This window comes from Actinomycetota bacterium, assembly GCA_016700055.1.
Lineage (GTDB): Bacteria > Actinomycetota > Acidimicrobiia > Acidimicrobiales > Ilumatobacteraceae > Kalu-18.
Genome location: CP064997.1, coordinates 2,690,991 through 2,709,184 on the forward strand (window position 1 = coordinate 2,690,991; position 18,194 = coordinate 2,709,184).

Genomic DNA, 18,194 nt, shown 5'->3' on the forward strand with positions numbered 1-18,194 from the left:
GCGATGGCCGCCCCCGCCCGAGCGACGACGAGCCGGGCGCGCCCGCGCACCCGCCGGGGGCCGACCCGTGGGCTCGAGCGTGAGCTGTGGGATGCCGGACACGCGCTGGTGGTCGGCATCGACGAGGTCGGGCGCGGCGCCTGGGCCGGCCCGCTGATGGTGGGCGCGGCGGTCCTTCCCCGCGACCGGCGGGTGAACGGCGTGCGCGATTCCAAGCTGCTCACCGAGCGCGAGCGGGAGCGCATCTTCGACCGCGTCGCGGCGTGGTGTGAGGCGTGGGCCGTCGGCGCGGCGAGCCAGGAGGAGTGCGACGAGCTGGGGATGAGTGCCGCCCAGCAGCTCGCCACCAGCCGCGCGGTGGCGTCGCTCACCGAGCAGCTCGGCCGCTGCCCCGACGCCGCGGTGGTCGACGGCAAGTGGGACTTCGTGTCGCCGCTGGTGCCGTGCGTGGAGACGCGGGTGAAGGCCGACATGCACTGCCTGAGCGTGGCGGCGGCCTCGATCCTGGCCAAGGTGACGCGAGATCGCCTGATGCGCGAGCTCGCCGAGCACTACCCCAACTGGGCGTTCGACACCAACAAGGGCTACCCGTGCCCGCTGCACAAGACCGCGCTGCAGGGGTACGGGCCCTCCGCCGCCCACCGCCGCACGTGGGTGTTCATGGACCACTACGTGCCGTGGAGCGGCGTGCGGCGTGTCGTGCGGCCCGAGCAGCCGACGCTCTTCGACTGGTGAGTGCGGCGATGGCCGCGAGCCACGACGTCGTCGTCGTCGGAGCAGGACTGGCCGGGATCCAGTGCGCGCGTGAGCTGACCGCGGCGGGCCTCGACGTGACGGTCGTCGAAGCCCGCGACCGGGTTGGTGGGCGAGTGTGGAGCCAGACGTTCGCCGACGGCCAGTGGTGCGAGCGCGGCGCAGAGTTCATCGACGCCGAGCACAGCTTCACCCGCGAGCTCGTCGCCGAGATGGGGCTGTCGCTGTTGCAGCGGCCACCGAGCGCGATGCTGCCCGCGGGGGGATTGCTCGACGTCGGCGGCCGGCCGGCCCCGTTCAAGGCGCACCCCGGCCTCTCCGCCGACCTCGCCGCCTACGAAGCCCTGCTCGATTCCCTCGCCGAGAGAGCCGTGGCCGCCGCCGCGCTCGGCTCGGCCGCGGCCGCGGTCGGCTCTGCTGCGGTCGGCTCGGCTGCGGTCGATGCGGAGTCGCTCGGCGAGGCGCTCGCCGGTTTGTCGATGACCGTGGCCGGCAGGGTCGTCGTCGGCCGCCACGTGCGCACCGAGTGGATGCTGCCGCCCGACGAGCTGAGCTGTCTCTTCGTGGGCGCGCAGCGGGCGAGTCGGGGTCGCGGGGCGGGCCAGGAGGCCTTCCGGATCGCGGGCGGCAACGACCAACTCCCCCGGCGTTTGGCGGAGGGGCTCGGACCCCGGGTGCGGCTCTCGACGCCGGTGCGCGCGCTGCGTCCGGCGGCGGGGGAGGTGGAGCTCGCCGACGGAGCCGTCCTTCGCGCGGCGGCGGTCGTAGCCACGGTCCCTCTGCCGGTGCTCGGGCGCATCTGGCCCGACGCCCCGAGCGAGCTGACCGCCGTCGGCTACGGCATCGGCGGCAAGCTCAGCGTGCACGTCGGGCGCAGGCTGTGGCGCGACTACGGCCGCGACGGCTACGTGGTGAGCGACAGGGCGTTCGGGGAGCTGTGGGAGACGAGCGACGTCCAGCCCGGCGATGCCGGTGTGCTGACCGCGCTCGCGTCGAGCCACGACGGCGCCGCGCTCGTCTCGTTGCCCGACGCGGCGGACCGCGTCGTCGCCGACATGAACCGCATCTTTCCCGGCCTGCGCGGCCTGGTGCTGGAGCGCGTGCTCACCGACTGGACGAACGACCCGTGGAGCCTCGGCTGCTACGCGGCCTTCGGACCAGGCCAGATCGAGCCCGCCCGGGCCGCGATGCGTCGCCGCCACGGCCGGATGTGGATCGCCGGCGAGCACGCCGACGACGGCACCGGGTTCATGGAAGGCGCCCTGCGCAGCGGCTCCGCCGTCGCCGCCGCCATCCTCGCGGACCTCCCCGACCTCCCCAGCTAGCGCGGCTTGCGCGCCAATCTGTCAACGAGCACGCGCCTGGCGCAGGTTGGTTGACAGATTGGCGCGGAAGCTGCGGTTTCTTGGGCGGTTAGGGGTGGGGGTCGAGGGCTTGGGCGAGGTCGGCGACGAGGTCGGCGGCGGACTCGACGCCGACGGAGAGGCGGATGAGGTCGTCGGGAACCTCAAGTGGGGACCCCGCGGCCGAGGCGTGGGTCATCCGCCCCGGGTGCTCGATCAGGCTCTCCACCGCACCCAGGCTCTCGGCCAGGGTGAACAGCTCGGTGCGCCGCACCACCTCGAGGGCGGCGTCGACGCCGCCGCGCAGGGTGAAGCTGACCATGCCGCCGAAGTCGCGCATCTGCTTCGCCGCCGCTGCGTGGCCGGGGTGGTCGGGGAGCTGCGGGTAGAGCACGCGGTCGACGCCGGGGTGGGCGAGCAGCAGGTCGACGACGGCACGCGCGTTCGAGCAGTGGCGCTCCATGCGCAGCGCCAGGGTCTTCAGCCCGCGCAGCACGAGGTAGCAGTCGAACGGGGCGGGCACCGCCCCCGCCGCGTTCTGGGTGAAGCTCAGCCGCTCGGCAAGCCCGTCCTCGTCCACGGCGACCAGACCGCCGACCACGTCGCTGTGGCCGCCGAGGTACTTCGTCGCCGAGTGCACGACCACGTCGGCGCCGAGGGCGAGTGGCTGCTGCAGATACGGAGTGGCGAACGTGTTGTCGACGACGACGAGCGCCCCCCGCGCGTGGGCTACTGCGGCCACCGCCTCGATGTCGATGCAGGTGAGCAGCGGGTTGGTCGGTGTCTCCAGCCACACCATGCGCGTGCCCGCCGGCCACTCGGCGGCCAGCGCGTCTACATCGGTGAGGTCGAACGCGGTCCACTCGATCCCCGCCGGGGCGTGCACCTTGGCGATCAGCCGGAACGTGCCCCCGTACGCGTCGTTGCCGAGCACGACGCGGTCACCCGGGGAGAGCAGGCGCAAGATGTTGTCCTCGGCTGCCAGCCCGCTCGCGAACGCGAGCCCGTGGCGAGCTCGCTCCAGCGAGGCGAAGCACGTCTCCAGTGCCGCCCGGGTGGGGTTGCCCGAGCGTGAGTACTCGAACCCGCGGTGCACCCCTACGCCCTCTTGGGCGAAGGTCGTCGACAGGGTGATCGGCGTGACCACCGCACCGCTCGCCGCGTCGGGCTGCTGGCCGGTGTGGACCGCGCGGGTCTCGAAGCCCCAGCCCTCCTCGTCGGTCTGCTCACCCACGGCCCGTCACCCGCCCTGCCGCGGGGGCGACCGACTCGAAGTACGCGAGCAGGTCGGTGCGGGTGAGCACGGACAGCGGCCGCCCGCCGGCGAGGACCAGCAGCGCGGGTGCAGTCTCCAGCATCTCGACCGCGCGCTGGATCGTCTGGCCGATGCCGATCGTCGGCAGCTTCGGCCCGGTCACCTTCTCGACCGGCGTCGCCATCATCGCCGGGTCGCGGAACACCGCCTCCATCAGGTCGAGCTCGTCGACCGCGCCGGACACCTCGGCCGCGGCGAACGGCGGGGTGTTCTTGCACACGGGAAGCTGGCTGATGCCGTTCGCGCGCATCAGGTCGATCGCGTCGCGCACCGTGTGGGAGGGGTTGACGTAGAGCAGCTGGGGAGTGTCGCCGCGGGTCTGGAGCACCTCGCCGACGCAGTTCTCGCACTCGCGGAGGAAGCCGAAGGTCGCCATCCACGCGTCGTCGAAGACGCGGGACAGGTAGCCGCGGCCCGAGTCCGGGTTCAGCACCACGATCAGGTCGTCGGGGCCGGCCTGCGCGGCGACGCGCAACGCGGCGGCCACGGCCATCCCGCCCGAGCCGCCGACGAGGATGCCTTCCACCTGGCTGACCCGGCGCGCGGTCAAGAAGCTCTCCTCGTCGGAGACGGCGATGATGTCGTCGAGGATGCTCGCGTCCCAGGCGGCGGGAAAGAAGTCCTCGCCGACGCCCTCGACCAGGTAGGGGCGGCCGGACCCGCCGGAGAACACCGAACCCTCCGGGTCGGCGGCGACGATCTTCACGTCGGGGTTCTGCCGCTTCAGGTAGCGGGCTACCCCGGTGATCGTGCCGCAGGTGCCTGCACCGGCGACGAAGTGCGTGATCCGCCCGGCGGTCTGCTGCCAGATCTCGGGTCCGGTGGTCAGCTCGTGGGAGAGCGGGTTGTTCGGGTTCGCATACTGGTTGGGGCGGAACGCAGCGAGCTCGTGGGTGAGCCGCTCGGCGACCCGGTAGTAGCTCTGCGGGTCTTCCGGCGGCACCGCCACCGGGCACACCACCACCTCGGCTCCGTACGCGCGCAGCAGCGAGACCTTCTCCGGGGCCACCTTGTCGGTCATCACGAACACGCACCGGTACCCGCGCTGGGCGGCGACGATGGCGAGCCCGACGCCGGTGTTGCCGCTGGTCGGCTCGACGATCGTGCCTCCCGGGAGCAGGGTTCCGTCGCGCTCCGCGGCGAGGATCATCTCGAGGGCCGGGCGGTCCTTCGAGGACCCGCCGGGATTGGACGTCTCCATCTTCATCGTGAGCAGGCAGGAGACCTGCTCGATCTCGCTCAGGCGCTTCAGCCGGACGAGGGGAGTGGCCCCGATCAGGTCGAGCACGGAGTCCGCGATCTGGGTGCCGTGCAGCCGGGCATCCTCGGCGTCGTCACCCCAGGGCATGGGCGAAACCCTACTGGCCTGGTCGGAAACGACTTCGCCACTCGGGGGAGTTGTCGCGCGGTACCCCGATGGGTAAGGTAGCTATACCCCCTAGGGTATTAGCGACCCGGGAAGTGATCCGAGAGGGAGACCCCATGCCGACCGCCGATCCCATCGCCGCCGAGCGAGCCTCCGGCCACATCCCTGCAGCCGACACCGGCCGCGAGCCGGTGTTCGCGCGCCTCGCCCGCTTCTCCGCCCGCCATCGCCGGATGGTGATCGTGGCTTGGCTGGTCGTCACCCTCGGCGCGGCGCCGCTCGCCCTCACGCTCACCGGCGCACTGTCGGGTGCCGGGTGGGAGGCGCAGGGCAGCACCGCCACCGCGGTGCGCGACGAGCTGCGCACCGACTTCCCCGAGCTCGGCGCCGAAGCGGCGATGGTCGTCTACCGCCAGGAGACGCCCCTCGCCGACGACACCTCCGGCCTGCTGGCACTGGTCGAGTCGCTGCAGGGGGCGCCGGGGACGACCTCGGTGGTCGACCCGACGCAGATGCCGCCGGAGGCCGGGCTGATGTCGCCCGACGGCGTGACGGCACTCGTGCCGGTCAACCTGGTCGCCGAGACCGACGCCGACCTGCCCGAGTCCGCCGGAGAGCTGATGGACCACGTCGCGGGTCTCGACCTGCCCGACGGTGCACGCGCCGAGGTGACCGGGGAATGGCCGATCTGGAGCGACTTCAACCACTCCAACGAAGAGGCGTTGCACAAGGCCGAGCTGCTCTCCGGCCTGCCGACGCTGATCCTGCTGTTCGTCGCCTTCGGCGCCGCGCTCGCCGCTGGTCTGCCGCTGATCCTCGCCATCGCCGGCATCGCCGTCGGCTTCGCATCGCTGCACCTGCTCACCGCGTTGACGCCGCTGTCGGTGTGGTCGATGAACTTCTCGATGATGATCGGCCTCGCCGTCGGCATCGACTACAGCTTGTTCATCGTCTCCCGCTACCGGGAGGAACGAGAGGACGGCCGCAGCGCCGAGGACGCCATCGCGGTCACGCTCGACACGTCGGGCAAGGCCGTCTTCTTGTCCGCGCTCACCGTCGTGCTGTCACTGGCGGCTGTGTTCCTCGTGCCGGTCATGGTCTTCCGCGCGATGGCGCTCGGCATGATCCTCTCGGTCGTCGCCGTGGCGCTGGCCTCGCTCACCCTGCTGCCCGCCGTGCTCGTCTCTCTCGGCGACAGGGTGCTCGTCGCGAAGCCCGAGGACGACCGCGACCGCGCCGCCGAGGGGCGCTGGGCCAGGTGGACGTCGATGGCGCTGAAGCGCCCGGGTTTGACGTTGACCATCGGGCTGGTGCTGCTCCTCGCGCTCGCCGCTCCCGCGCTCGGGATGCGCCTCGGCATGCCCGGAGGACGCGTCGTCGACGAGGGCCGCACCAGCCGCGACGGCTACGAGATGGTCGCCGAGTCCTTCGGAGAGGGCGCGGCCGCACCCGTGTTCGTGACCGTGCCCGCCGAGTCGGCCGCCCAGGTCGTCGAACTGGCCATCGCCGACGAGAACGTCGTCGACGCCCGCATCGTCGCCGAGCCAAACGCAGCCACCGGGCGCACGGTGGTGAGGGTGACCGGAGCGACGGCGATCGACGAGCAGGCGACGTCCGACATGGTCGAGCGCCTCCGCGGCACCATCGGCGAAGCGGTGCCCGACGCCTTGGTGGGCGGTCCGGCGGCGATGAACCACGACCTGACCTCGGTGCTCACCGGGCGCGCCCCCTACGCGGTGCTCGCGATCATGCTGGTCGCGTTCTTGTTGCTGCTCGTGGTCTTCCGCAGCCTGACGATCGCGCTCAGCTCGATCGTGCTGAACCTGATCGGGGTGGCAGCCAGCTTCGGTTTCGCCACGCTCGTGTTCCAGCACGGCGTCGGCGCCGAGCTGCTCGGGATCGAGCCCCAGGGCTTCGTCGACGCCTGGGCGCCGCTGTTCTTCTTCGCCCTGCTGTTCGGACTGTCGATGGACTACCAGCTGTTCTTGCTGGCTGCGATCCGGGAGCGGTACGACGCGACCGGCGACACCAAGCGCGCGATCCGCGAGGGGATCGCCCGCACCGGACGGCCGATCACCAACGCGGCGCTGATCATGATCGTGGTCTTCGTCGCCTTCGGGGTCACCGGGCCGATCCCTCCGACCGAGCTCGGCGTCACCCTCGCCGTCGCCGTGGCGATCGACGCCACGGTGATCCGGATGATGCTCGTGCCGGCGCTGATGGGCCTGCTCGGCGACAGGAACTGGTGGCTTCCCAAGCCCCTGGAGAAGGTGCTGCCCAAGGTGCGGTTCAACCACTGACGCCGCGCCACACCTTCTCGCTACCCTCGCCCCATGGTGGTCGAGGCCGCGCAGAGGTGGTCGGTCGAGCAGGTCGCGGCGCTCGCCCCGGCGCGCCTCGCCGCCGCCCGGGCGCTCGCCGTACCCGCGGCATGGGTCGGCACCGGCTGCGACGCCACCGGCTTGTGGGGTCGCTGCCAAGGTCTCAACCGAGAGCCGTACGACGTGGTCGTCGACCACGTCGGCGTCGCCTTCCGCTGCAACTGCCCTGGCCGGCTGCATCCGTGCAAGCACGCCGTGGCCCTGCTGCTGCTGTGGGCGAGAGGTGACGTGCCCGACGGCGTCCGCCCGGCCACGGCCGCGGCGTGGCTAACCCGGCGCGAGGCGCTGCTCGCTCGCTCGGGCACCGCCACGTCGCTCGAGACGGCAGAGCCCGACGCCAGCACCGCCGGCCCTTCCCGTCCGAGGGCGCGGGTGGGCGCCGCCGGCGGAACCGCGGCGGCGGGCGAGCCCGGAGCCGAGCGCGCCACGGAAGGCAAGTCGCGCTCCGATGCGGAGCGACGCCGTGACCAGCGTGCCGAACGGGTGCGCCATGGCCTGCGTGAGCTCGACCGGTGGATCACCGACCGGCTGCGCACCGGCCTCGGCGAGGCGTCGCTCGCGCGCTACGGCACCTGGGACGAGCTCGCCGCGCGCCTCGTCGACGCCCAGGCGCTCGCCCTGGCGAACCGCGTCAGGCGCATCGGCGGGATGGTGGGGACCAGCTCGGGCTGGCACGAGCGGGTGCTCGCCGAGCTCGGCGTCCTCCACCTGCTGGCCGAGGCCGGCCGGCGCATCCCGTCGCTGCCCGAACCGCTGCCCGAGGGCGTCGCCGCCGCCGTCGGGTTCACCGTGCGCCAGGCCGACGTGCTCGCGGGCGTGCCCGAGACCGACACCTGGTTCGTCGCCGGGCGCGGCGACACCCTCGAAGACCGCATCACCGTGCGGCGCACGTGGCTCGTCGGCGAGCGACACGGATGGGCGCTCGTGCTCTCGTTCGCCGCGTACGGCCAGGTGCTCGACGACTCGCTCCCGGTCGGCGCGTCGTTCGAGGCCGACCTGCACCGCTACCCGGGCACGGTGCCCTTGCGCGCCCTCGTCGGGCGCGTCCACCGCCGGCTCGAGCCGACCGCCGCCGCGCCCGTCGTCGCCCCCTCCATCGCCGCCGCGTGTGAACAGGTCGGGGCGAGCCTGGCCAGCGAGCCGTGGCTGGAGCACGTCCCGTTCGCGGTCCGCGGCGCAGTCTCGATCGTGGACGGGAAGTGGTGGCTGCACGACCACACCGGCGGGCTCGCGCTGGCCGGGCCGGGCGAGCCGGGGGCGGTGCTTGCCGCGTGCACCGCGCATGGCCCGGAGCCGATCGTGGCCGAGTGGACGCCACTCGGCGTCGTCGCTCTCACCGTGCACCTCGGCGACCACTGCGTCGACGTCGGTCCCCGGGGAGGTTTCCGGTGAGCGCGCTCACCGAGCACTGGGACGAACTCGTCGCCGTCGGCCTGCTCGGCACCGACCGCCGACCCGTGCCACCGCCGCCACCGGGGTTGCTGGCCGAGCTGACCGCCGAGGCGCCGCAGGCCGATCCCGCCGCGTCGCTGTTGCAGCAGGTGGCCGCGCTCACCGCGATGCGCCGGGCCGGGATGGGCCCGGTACAGCTGGGGGTGATCGACGATCCGCTGCCCCCCGACCCGCGGCCGCCGACGCCTGCACGCGCGGGCGAGGTGCTGCGGCGGGTGCTCTCCCATTGGGACGTGCTCGAGGACGAGTGGCTCGCCTACGCCGAAGCGGGTGGCTTCCGGCTGGCACCGGAGCACGTGGTGCCGCTGCTGGCGCGCCACCGGTCCCACCCCGAGCGGCGCGGCGCGGTCGAGCGGCTGGCCGGCCCGTTGGCCCCGTGGCTGGTCGACCGGTTCGCCGAGCTCGCGCCCGCGCGAGCACCGCGTGCGCCCGCCCCGGCGCCGGGCGAGCTGGCGCTGCCGGCCGAGCTGCGCTCGGTCATCGACGCCGACGCGCGACACGTGGTCGACGTCGTCGCCGGCGGCGTGCAGCGCGCCACGTTCGGGCGCTCCCACCGAGCGGTGCTCGTGCTCGCCGTGTCGCGGGTGCGCCCCGACACCCTCGTGCCTCTGGCCGAGGCACTGGAAGCCACCGATCACGGCCTACCCGCCGGGGCGGTGGCGGGCGCGCTCGCCGACCTGGCGAGGACCCGGGCCGAGCTCGTCGCCACGCTCACCCGAGAGAACGACCCGGAGGTCCGTAGCGGATGACCGAGATCCTGCGTCCCCACGCCGAGCAGGAGCACGCCGCCGAGCTGGCCGTGCTCGCCGCCGCCGACGACAGGGTGCGTCCACCGGGGTGGAAGCTCTCGCCGTGGGCTGTCGTGCAGTACGTGCTCGGCGGCGAGCTGGCCGACGGCACGGTGATCGTGCCGAAGTACGTCGGCAGCCGCCGACTGGTCGAGGTTTGCGTGGCCACATTGGCCACCGACCGCGCGCTGTTGCTGCTCGGCGTCCCCGGCACCGCGAAGACCTGGCTCAGCGAGCACCTCGCGGCGGCGATCAGCGGTGACTCCACTCTGATCGTGCAGGGCACGGCGGGCACCCCGGAAGAGGCATTGCGCTACGGGTGGAACTACGCCCGCCTGATCGCCGAAGGCCCCAGTCCGCAGGCCATGGTGCCGAGCCCGGTGATGGTGGCGATGCAACGCGGTGCGATCGCGCGTGTCGAAGAGCTCACCCGCATGTCGCCCGAGGTGCAGGACGCGCTCGTCACCGTGCTGTCGGAGAAGGCGCTGCCCGTGCCCGAGCTGGGCAGCGAGGTGCAGGCCGTGGGTGGGTTCAACCTGATCGCCACAGCGAACGACCGCGACCGCGGGGTCAACGAGCTGTCCGGAGCCCTGCGCCGGCGATTCAACACCGTCGTGCTGCCGCTGCCGGCGACCGTCGAGGAAGAGGTCGGCATCGTCGCCGCTCGGGTGGACCAGCTCGGCGCCTCGCTCGGGCTGGCGCCGCCGGGCTCGGGCGCCGACGAGATCCGCCGTGTCGTCACCGTGCTGCGCGAGCTGCGCAACGGCGTCACCGAAGACGCCCGCACCGCGCTGAAGGTGCCGAGCGGCTCGTTGTCCACTGCCGAGGCGATCTCCGTGATCGTCGGCGGCCTCGCGCTGGCCGCCCACTTCGGCGACGGGACGCTCGGCGCGGCCGAGGTGGCCGGGGGTCTCGTCGGCACGGTGGTGAAGGATCCGATCCACGACGACGTGGCGTGGCGCGAGTACCTCGAGGTCGTCGTGCGCGAACGGCCGGGCTGGGGCGACCTCTACGCCGCGTGCCGCGAGGCCAGCAGCTGACGCGGTCGGTCGACATGGCGCGCCGGCACGTGTTCGGGATCAGGCACCACGGCCCGGGGTCGGCGCGCTCGGTGCAGCGCGCGCTCGACTCGACACGTCCCGACGTGGTGCTCATCGAGCTTCCCGCCGACGCCGCGTCGGCGCTGGCGCTCGTCGCCCGTGACGACCTCGTGCCCCCGGTGGCCCTCCTTGCCCACGTCGTCGACCATCCCGAGCAGGCGGCGTTCTGGCCGCTCGCGTCGTTCAGCCCGGAGTGGGTCGCGGCCAGGTGGGCGCATGCGAACGGGGTCGCGGTGCGGGCCATCGACCTGCCCGCCGCGGCGACGCTTGCCCTCGATGCCGCCCCGCGCGACGAACCGACGCTGGCCGGGATCGAGGAATCGACGCCGCCTCCCGCCGATCCGCTGCGCGTCCTCGCCGACGCCGCCGGCGAGGACGACCCCGAGCGATGGTGGGACGACGTCGTCGAGCACCGCGGCGACGGCGAGCCGGCGTTCGACGCCGTCGGCGAGGCGATGGCGGCGGTGCGCGCAGGATGGGTGCCCGGTGGCGTCGACGCGCGCCGTGAGGCCCACATGCGCCGCAGCGTGCACCAGGCCGGGCGGGACGGGTTCCAGAACATCGCCGTCGTGTGCGGCGCCTGGCACGTCCCCGCTTTGGTGGAGCCGTGGCCCTCCGCGGGCCACGACGCCGCGCTGCTGCGCGGCTGCCCGAAGGTGAAGGTGTCGCTCACCTGGGTGCCGTGGACGCTGCGGCGCCTTGCTGCCGGCACCGGATACAGCGCGGGCGTCGCGTCGCCGAAGTGGTACGCCCACGTGTTCGAGCACCCCGGTGCCGATGGTGTCGTCCACTGGTTCGCCGACGCCGCGCACGCGCTGCGGGCCGAGGGCTACGACGCCTCACCCGACCATCTCGTCGCCGCGGCGCGCCTGTCCAACTCGCTCGCCGCATTGCGCTCCCGCCCGCGGGCCGGGCTGGCCGAGGTGCTCGACGCGGCGGGGGCGGTGCTCGGCGACGGCAAACCGGGGCCGCTGCAGCTTCTCCACGACCGCCTCGTCGTCGGTCGCTCGATCGGGTCGGTGCCCGCCGACGTGCCGATGGTGCCGCTCGCCCGCGACCTAGCCACCTGGCAGCGGCGGTGCCGGCTCACCCCGCGTGCCGAGGTGCACGTCGTCGAGCTCGACCTGCGCACGCCGAACGGTTCGGCCCGCTCGCGCCTGCTGCATCGGCTCGACGCGCTGGAGCTCGGCTGGGGTGCGCTCACGTCGGGACGCGGATCGAGCGGCACCTTCCGTGAGGCCTGGCGCCTGGCCTGGGAGCCGGAGTTGGCGGTGGTGCTGGTGGAACGGGCCGGGCTCGGCACCACGGTCGTTGCGGCAGCGAGCGCCAGGTTGGCAGAGCGGGCGCGGGGCACCTCGTCGCTCGCCGCGCTGGTCGGGCTGATCTCCACCGCGCTCGCCGCCGACCTGCGCGGCGCGGTGGTCGAGCTCGTCGATGAGCTCGCCCTGCGGGCCGCCCACGACCCCGCCGTCGTCGACCTGCTCGACGCGCTCACCCCGCTCGCCGAGGCCTCCCGCTACGGCGACGTCCGCGGCACCGAGGCCACTGCGCTCGGCAAGGTGGTCGACGGCCTCGTCGGCCGGGCGCTGGCCGGGCTCGAGACGGCGTGCGTCGCGCTCGCCGCCGACGAGGCGGGGGCGATGGCCGAACGCCTGGCCGCGGCCCAGTCGGCGCTCGCATTGGTCGATCACCCCGCCCGCCACCGCGCGTGGCCCGAGGTGCTCGCGCGGCTCGCCGCCCGCTCCGGGGTCGCGGCGGCGGTGCAGGGGCGGGCCGCTCGCTTGCTGCACGACTCGGGGCACTGGAGCTCGGAGTTGCTCGGCGCCCGCCTCGGGAGGGCGCTCTCGCCGGGGGTGCCTCCCGCCGAGGGGGCCGCGTTCGTCGAGGGCATGCTCTCGGGCAGCGGCGCGGTGCTCGTGCACGACGCGGAGCTGCTCGCGCTGATCGACAGATGGCTGTCCGAGCTGGGGCCCGACCCGTTCTTCGACGCGATGCCGCTGCTGCGACGCACGTTCGGCGCGTTCGCCTCCGCGGAGCGGCGCCAGCTCGGCGAGCTCGTCGCTCGGCGGGCGCGGCGCCCCCACCCGAGCAGCTTCGGCGAGCTCGACGCCGAGCGGGCGGCGGCGGCGATGGCCACGGTCAGGGCGATGCTGGGGGTGGCGAGATGAGCCCTGGACCGGCGGCGGTGGCGGCAGGGTCCGCACCGGGCGCGAACCGCGTGTCGGAGCCCGAGCGCCTGCGCCGTTGGCGGCTGGTGCTCGGCGGCGGCGACGACGGCACCGGTGCCGAGCTTCACGGCGACGACACCCGCATCGACGCCGCACTCGCGGCGGTGTACGACAACAACCCCACCGGGTCCGGCACCGAACGCGGACGGCGGCGCTCGGCCGGCCTCGGCGCCTCGTCACCGGCGGTCGCCAGGTGGTTGGGCGACATCCGCCGCTACTTCCCGACGCGTGTCGTCCAGGTGCTCCAGCGCGACGCCGTCGAGCGGCTCGGGTTGCAGCGGCTGCTGCTCGAGCCCGAACTGCTCGACGCGGTCGAGCCCGACGTGCACCTGGTGGCGATGATCGTCGAGCTGAACCGGCTGCTGCCCGACGCCTCGCGGGCGACGGCGCGCCGCGTCGTGCGCCAGGTCGTCGAGCAGCTCGAACGGCGGCTCGCCGATCGCACCCGGGCGGCGGTGCGCGGCGCGGTCGCGCGTTCGGCACGAACCCGGCGCCCGCTACCGGCCGACGTCGACTGGGACCGCACCATCTTGGCCAACCTGCGCCACTGGCTGCCCGAGCAGCGCACGGTCGTGCCCGAGCGGGTGATCGGCGCCACCCGCCGGCGGCGCAGCATGGCCCGCGACGTGATCATCGCGATCGACCAGAGCGGTTCGATGGCCGACAGTGTCGTCTACGCGGCGCTGTTCGGCTCGGTGCTGGCGTCGGTGCCGGCTGTGCGCACCACGTTGCTCGCGTTTGACACCGCGGTCGTCGACCTGACCCCGGTGGCGGCCGACCCCGTCGACGTCTTGTTCGGCGTGCAACTCGGCGGCGGCACCGACATCGGCGCCGCGCTCGCCGTGTGCCGGAGCGCCATCACCCGGCCCGCCGACACCGTCGTCGTGATCGTCTCCGACCTGTTCGACGGCGGCTCCCGCGACGAACTGCTGCTCCGCGTGGCCGAACTGCGCCGCATCGGGGTGACGATCGTGGTCCTGCTCGCCCTGTCCGACGAGGGTGTACCCGCGTACGACCACTCCCTGGCGGCAGCACTGGCCGGCTTCGGCGTCGTCGCGTTCGGCTGCTCACCGGACGTCTTTCCCGACATGCTGGCGGCCGCGCTCGACCGCCACGGACAGCCCGACCGGCTCGGCCGCTGGGCGGCCGAGCACGGCATCGTCACCGCCGCGCCGACGCCCTAGGCCCGCGCGTACTCGACAGCCGACCCCCGCGGCGCGAAATACGCAGGTCGACCGATGTGGCCCGGTACCTCAGAGGCGCATCATCGATGGTGCACGAGAAGAGACCAGGCCGGAGGCCCGAAATGCTCCCCACCCACGTCATGATCGACATCGCCAACGAACGCAGCGCCACCCGTCAGCGCGAGGCCACGCTGTTCCGGTTCCGCTCCCGGCGAGGCCGCGACGCCGTCTCCCCGGGTGGGTAGCCTCGCCAGAGTGCTGAGCGGCCGCGTCGGGATGAGCCCGGTGATGGTCGGGCGAGCCGGGGTGCTTGCCCGCCTGACCGGGCTGGTTGCCGCGGCAGAGGTGGGCGCCGGCGACCAGCCGGCGGTGGCGCTCATCTCCGGTGAGGCCGGGCTCGGCAAGACGCGACTCGTACGTGAGCTGGCCACTGCGGTGGGCGATGGGGTGCGCGTGCTCACCGTGCAGGCCCAGCCGGGTTCGATCGGGCGCGCCGGGGAGGTGATCGCCCAGCTCGCCCCGCCCGGTGCCAGCGATGCCGCGGAGGCGGCGTTGGCGGCGGTCGGTGCCGCGGCGGCGCTCGGCCCGACTGTCCTCGTCGTCGAGGACCTGCACTGGGCCGACATCGACAGCGTGAACGCGCTCGACCGGATTGCGCAGCAGCCGTGGTCGAGCCTGGTGATCGTCGGCACCTACCGCCCCGGCGACCTGTTCAGGGGCTCGCCCGGAGGCGACCTGGTGCTGCGCCTGGAGCGCCGTCACGCCGTCGAACAGATCCGCCTCGAACACCTCGACCGCTCCGAGGTGGGAGCGCTGCTCGCGGCGATCGACGGTGGCATCCCCTCGTCCGGCGCGGTCGAGGCGGTGCATCGGCGCAGCGGCGGCAACCCGTTCGTCGTCGAGGAGCTGATCCGCTGCTGCGGGCCGACGGCGTGCACCGACGACGTGCTCAGCGCGCAGCTCCCGTGGTCGCTGCAAGACGCCGTCCAACAACAGCTCGGCTCGTTCACACCGGGGGAGCGCCGCCTTGCCGAGGCGATGGCCGTCTACGGCCGCCCGGCACCGTTCGCGGTGCTCGTCGACGTCGCCGACGTCGACGAGGGCGCACTTTCCGGCGAGTTGCAGGCGCTCACCCGGCGCGGCGTCGTCGTCGAGGAGAGCGACGACAAGTTCTGGCTCACCCATGCGCTCGTCGCCGATGCCGTCGACCGCCAGCTCATCGGGCGCGAACGCCGTCGGTTGCACCAGCGGTGCTTCGAGGCGGAGCGCCGGTTGGCCGAGCCCGACCACGCCGCGCTGGCGCACCACGCGCTCGGCGCCGGACGCTTCGACGAGGTGCCCGCCATCGCCCGCGAGGGCGCGCCGCGCTACCTGGCGCGGGGCGCGAGCTTCCAGGCGCTGCGTCTTGCCGGCGCGGCGCTGGCCGAGACGCCCGACGACCCGCTGCTGCTCGGCGTGGCCACCGAAGCCGCATGGCGGCTTGACTTTCGCGACGAGGCGCAAGAGCACGGTCGCCGATGGGCCGCGGTGGCCACGGGGATGGCGCGCGTCGACGCCCTGCGGTTCCTCGCCCGAGCAGAGCTCGAGCTCGACCACGACGTCGAATCGCGCGAGGCCCTCGACGAACTGGTCGAGCTGGCCGAGAGCGAAGGCGATCCGCTGCGCCGGGCCAGGGCCGAGGCATCGGTGGCGCAGATCCTGATGCTCTCGTACAGGGCCGAGGAAGCGATCTCGTGGGCGGATCGGGCCCTTGCCGACGCCGAGCGATGCGGCGACGCGCTGACCGCGGCACAGGCGATGGTGGAGCGCGGCAGCGCGCTGATCGACGCCGCGCCGCGAGACGAAGCGAAGGCCGCTCTGCTCGCCGCCGCCGACGCCGCCCGCGAGGTGGACGACTCGGTGCTGCTGGCGCGCGTGCTGAACAACCTCGCCGAGTTGGTCGCGCCCAACACCGAGGAACGGCGCGCGTTCCGCCGCGAGATGCGCGCCGCGGTGGCAAGGGCCGGCTTCGACAAGCTGGGCGAGCCGGTTGCCCGGCTGTGGGACACCCAAGCGGCGTTCTGGGAGGGCGACCTGCCTGCATACCGGCGTTCCTTCGACGAAGGGATGCAGTGGTGGGCGGGCCGCCAGCAAAAGTTCGCAGCGACGGCACGCATCGACCTCGCGTTGGAGGAGGGACGCCTCGACGACGCGCGCGCGTCGCTCGCCGAAGGTATCGCTCGCCACCTGCCGGGCAGTTCCAGCGAGCGTCTGCGCCAACAGCTCGTGCTTGCCGCTCTCCGCGGTGACCGGGATGGTGCCGAGTCGGCGTTCGCGGATCTCGTCGACTCGCCCACCCTTCCCGACACGGTGTTCGTGCCCACGTTCGGCCTCGGTGTGGTCGAGGCCGCGCTGGCCGCCGGCATCGACACCGCGCGCATCCGGCGCGAGCTGCTCGACGGGTTCTTCCGCGACCACCCCTCGGTGGCGCTCCTGCGCGCTCATGCCGACGGTCTGCTGCTGCTCGCCGACGGTGAGCACGCGCGGGCGGTGCAAGCCCTCACGAGCGTGCTCGACGAACCCGACCTGCATCTCGCGCGCCCGCTCGCCGGCTCGTTGCGCACCGCGCTGGCCCAGGCCCACCTGGCCCTCGGTGACCGGGCCGGGGCACTCGCCGCCGCGCAGGAGGCGGAGCAGGACCTCGCCCGGTGGCCCGGGTGGCGCCGTGACCGCGCCCAGGCGCTGTTGCGTCGCGTGCAGGGTGCCAGCGCTCGCGGCGACGGCGAGCTGACGCCGCGTGAGCGTGAGGTAGCGGCGTTGATCGCCGAGGGTCTGACGAACGGCCAGCTCGCCGACCGGCTGTTCATCTCGCCGAAGACCGCCGCCGTGCACGTGTCGAACATCCTCGCCAAGCTCGGCCTCTCCGGTCGGGCCGAGGTGGCGGCATGGACGGTGCGCCACGGCGTCGCGCTCGAACCGAGCAGCTGATGGCGTGGGTCGTGGCGCGGCTGGCGGACTAGCTTCGGCATCCATGGGCCAACCCGTCGCCGTCGTCGAGAAGCAGACCAGCCGCCCAGGGGTGGTGTTGTTCGAGCTCAACCGCTCGCTCACCGGCATGGGACACGATTCGTTCGCCTCGCCCGCCGACGCGGCCGGCACCACGCCGTCTGCAGAGCTGGCCCGCCGGATGTTCGCCACCGGGCAGGTGGCGGGCATGCACGTGCACGGCAACATCGTCACCGTCGCTCTCGCCGGTGGTGCGGACTCCGCGGGCCTCTTGGAGGTCGCCCGTGATCTCTACCAGTACTGGCAGCCGGGCATGGTCCCCCCCGCGTTCGAGGACCTGGCCCCCGCCGAGGAGGCACCGGCGGCAGGCAAACCGGTCGCGGTCGACGATGCCGGGCTGTCCGAGGCCGCCAAGCGGGTGCCGGCGCACCTGCTGGAGCGCAGCCGTCTCGCGCGAGAGCGCGCGAAGGCGAAGGGCTGAAGACGTCGGGTCGAAGGCAAGGTTGGCTGTAGATCTGCGAACACCCGTTCGCTAATGTAGGGGCATGCCCTCCGCCCTCGACCGGGCCACCCAGATCGACCGCCTCGGCCAACTGGCCAGGCTCACCCAGGCCGTGCAGCCGCTCTCCATGGCCCACGAGCGGCTGCTGCCCGTACACCATGCACTCACCGCGGCGCTCCCCGCCGGAGGGCTGGCGCGGGGGAGCACGGTGTGCTGCACAGGTGGGGCGGCGATGTCGCTGGCGCTGGCGCTCGTCGGTGAGGCGACTCAGGCCGGCTCGTGGGCCGGTGTGGTGGGCCTGCCCTCGGTCGGTCTCGCTGCTGCTGGCGAGCTCGGCCTGGCCCTGCGGCGCACGGTGTTCGTGGCGACGCCGCCGCCGTCGCAGTGGTCGGCGGTGCTCGCCACGCTCGTCGACGGCACAGACGTCGTGGTGGCCGGCGTGCCCGGTTCGTTTCGCCCCGGCGATGCCCGTCGCCTGCAGGCCCGGGTGCAGGCGGGAGGCAAGGCCCTCGTGCTCGTCGGCGACCCCGGCCCGGTGTCCGTCGACGTGGTGCTCGACGTCACCGCCAGCTCTTGGGAGGGTCTCGGCAGCGGTCACGGCCACCTCCAGCGCCGCCGGGTGAGGCTCCAGGCCCGCGGTCGGCGGATGGGGCGCCCCCGCGACGTCGAGCTGTGGCTGCCCGGGGCCACCGGCGCCCCGGAGCCGATCCCGCCCGCCGTCACGAACACGACCACGAACACGACCACGAACACGACCGCTTGGTCCTGTGCCGGCTGAACCCCCTCGCCTAGCGGTG

Annotated in this window: 13 protein-coding genes; 11 read left to right on the forward strand and 2 right to left on the reverse strand. The window is 73.6% G+C overall.

The features are described 5' to 3' along the window. The first annotated feature begins 3 nt into the window (after positions 1-3). Positions 4-735, forward strand: a complete 732-nt coding sequence (locus IPM43_13015; protein QQS24314.1) for a ribonuclease HII — start codon at positions 4-6, stop codon at positions 733-735. Then, positions 732-2,078 carry an FAD-dependent oxidoreductase gene (locus tag IPM43_13020; GenBank protein ID QQS24315.1) on the forward strand — a complete coding sequence of 449 codons (1,347 nt, stop codon included), beginning with the start codon at positions 732-734 and terminating at the stop codon, positions 2,076-2,078. Before IPM43_13015 ends, IPM43_13020 begins: the two co-directional genes overlap by 4 nt. An 88-nt stretch (positions 2,079-2,166) precedes the next feature. Here the strand turns inward: IPM43_13020 and IPM43_13025 are convergent, their stop codons facing one another. Both IPM43_13025 and IPM43_13030 read right to left on the reverse strand, forming a co-directional pair. Further along, positions 2,167-3,330, reverse strand: a complete 1,164-nt coding sequence (locus tag IPM43_13025) for a cystathionine gamma-synthase (protein QQS24316.1) — start codon at positions 3,328-3,330, stop codon at positions 2,167-2,169. Beyond that, complete coding sequence (locus IPM43_13030) at positions 3,323-4,759, reverse strand: cystathionine beta-synthase (GenBank protein QQS24317.1); 1,437 nt, start codon at positions 4,757-4,759, stop codon at positions 3,323-3,325. The genes IPM43_13025 and IPM43_13030 overlap by 8 nt, the downstream gene beginning before the upstream one ends. Before the next feature lie 134 nt (positions 4,760-4,893). On the opposite strand from IPM43_13030, the gene IPM43_13035 reads away from it, so the two are divergent. From IPM43_13035 to IPM43_13075, 9 genes are all read left to right on the forward strand, one after another. Continuing rightward, positions 4,894-7,077 (forward strand): MMPL family transporter, encoded by a 2,184-nt coding sequence (locus tag IPM43_13035; GenBank protein QQS24318.1) that lies wholly within the window; start codon positions 4,894-4,896, stop codon positions 7,075-7,077. A 33-nt stretch (positions 7,078-7,110) separates the two neighbouring features. Next, positions 7,111-8,550 carry an SWIM zinc finger family protein gene (locus IPM43_13040; GenBank protein ID QQS24319.1) on the forward strand — a complete coding sequence of 480 codons (1,440 nt, stop codon included), beginning with the start codon at positions 7,111-7,113 and terminating at the stop codon, positions 8,548-8,550. Beyond that, positions 8,547-9,359, forward strand: coding sequence for a hypothetical protein (locus IPM43_13045; GenBank protein ID QQS24320.1), 813 nt, complete (start codon positions 8,547-8,549; stop codon positions 9,357-9,359). Before IPM43_13040 ends, IPM43_13045 begins: the two co-directional genes overlap by 4 nt. After that, positions 9,356-10,438, forward strand: coding sequence for an AAA family ATPase (locus IPM43_13050; GenBank protein ID QQS24321.1), 1,083 nt, complete (start codon positions 9,356-9,358; stop codon positions 10,436-10,438). Before IPM43_13045 ends, IPM43_13050 begins: the two co-directional genes overlap by 4 nt. 14 nt (positions 10,439-10,452) lie before the next feature. Further along, positions 10,453-12,666, forward strand: coding sequence for a hypothetical protein (locus IPM43_13055; protein QQS24322.1), 2,214 nt, complete (start codon positions 10,453-10,455; stop codon positions 12,664-12,666). After that, on the forward strand, positions 12,663-13,910 hold the full coding sequence (locus IPM43_13060) for a VWA domain-containing protein (protein QQS24323.1): 1,248 nt from the start codon (positions 12,663-12,665) through the stop codon (positions 13,908-13,910). Before IPM43_13055 ends, IPM43_13060 begins: the two co-directional genes overlap by 4 nt. Positions 13,911-14,165: 255 nt before the next feature. Continuing rightward, entirely contained in the window at positions 14,166-16,877 is a 2,712-nt protein-coding gene (locus IPM43_13065) for an AAA family ATPase (GenBank protein QQS24324.1), read from the forward strand. Between the two features lie 43 nt (positions 16,878-16,920). Next, positions 16,921-17,376, forward strand: a complete 456-nt coding sequence (locus IPM43_13070; protein QQS24325.1) for a hypothetical protein — start codon at positions 16,921-16,923, stop codon at positions 17,374-17,376. 64 nt (positions 17,377-17,440) lie between these two features. Further along, complete coding sequence (locus IPM43_13075; protein ID QQS24326.1) at positions 17,441-18,175, forward strand: hypothetical protein; 735 nt, start codon at positions 17,441-17,443, stop codon at positions 18,173-18,175. Positions 18,176-18,194: the final 19 nt, after the last annotated feature.

Excerpts from the sequence above, each read along its gene's own strand:
- IPM43_13015 (QQS24314.1), top strand. The coding sequence starts at position 4 with ATGGCCGCCCCCGCCCGAGCGACGACGAGCCGGGCGCGCCCGCGCACC.
- IPM43_13030 (QQS24317.1), bottom strand. The coding sequence starts at position 4,759 with ATGCCCTGGGGTGACGACGCCGAGGATGCCCGGCTGCACGGCACCCAG.
- IPM43_13035 (QQS24318.1), top strand. The coding sequence starts at position 4,894 with ATGCCGACCGCCGATCCCATCGCCGCCGAGCGAGCCTCCGGCCACATC.
- IPM43_13040 (QQS24319.1), top strand. The coding sequence starts at position 7,111 with ATGGTGGTCGAGGCCGCGCAGAGGTGGTCGGTCGAGCAGGTCGCGGCG.
- IPM43_13050 (QQS24321.1), top strand. The coding sequence starts at position 9,356 with ATGACCGAGATCCTGCGTCCCCACGCCGAGCAGGAGCACGCCGCCGAG.
- IPM43_13055 (QQS24322.1), top strand. The coding sequence starts at position 10,453 with ATGGCGCGCCGGCACGTGTTCGGGATCAGGCACCACGGCCCGGGGTCG.
- IPM43_13060 (QQS24323.1), top strand. The coding sequence starts at position 12,663 with ATGAGCCCTGGACCGGCGGCGGTGGCGGCAGGGTCCGCACCGGGCGCG.
- IPM43_13070 (QQS24325.1), top strand. The coding sequence starts at position 16,921 with ATGGGCCAACCCGTCGCCGTCGTCGAGAAGCAGACCAGCCGCCCAGGG.
- IPM43_13075 (QQS24326.1), top strand. The coding sequence starts at position 17,441 with ATGCCCTCCGCCCTCGACCGGGCCACCCAGATCGACCGCCTCGGCCAA.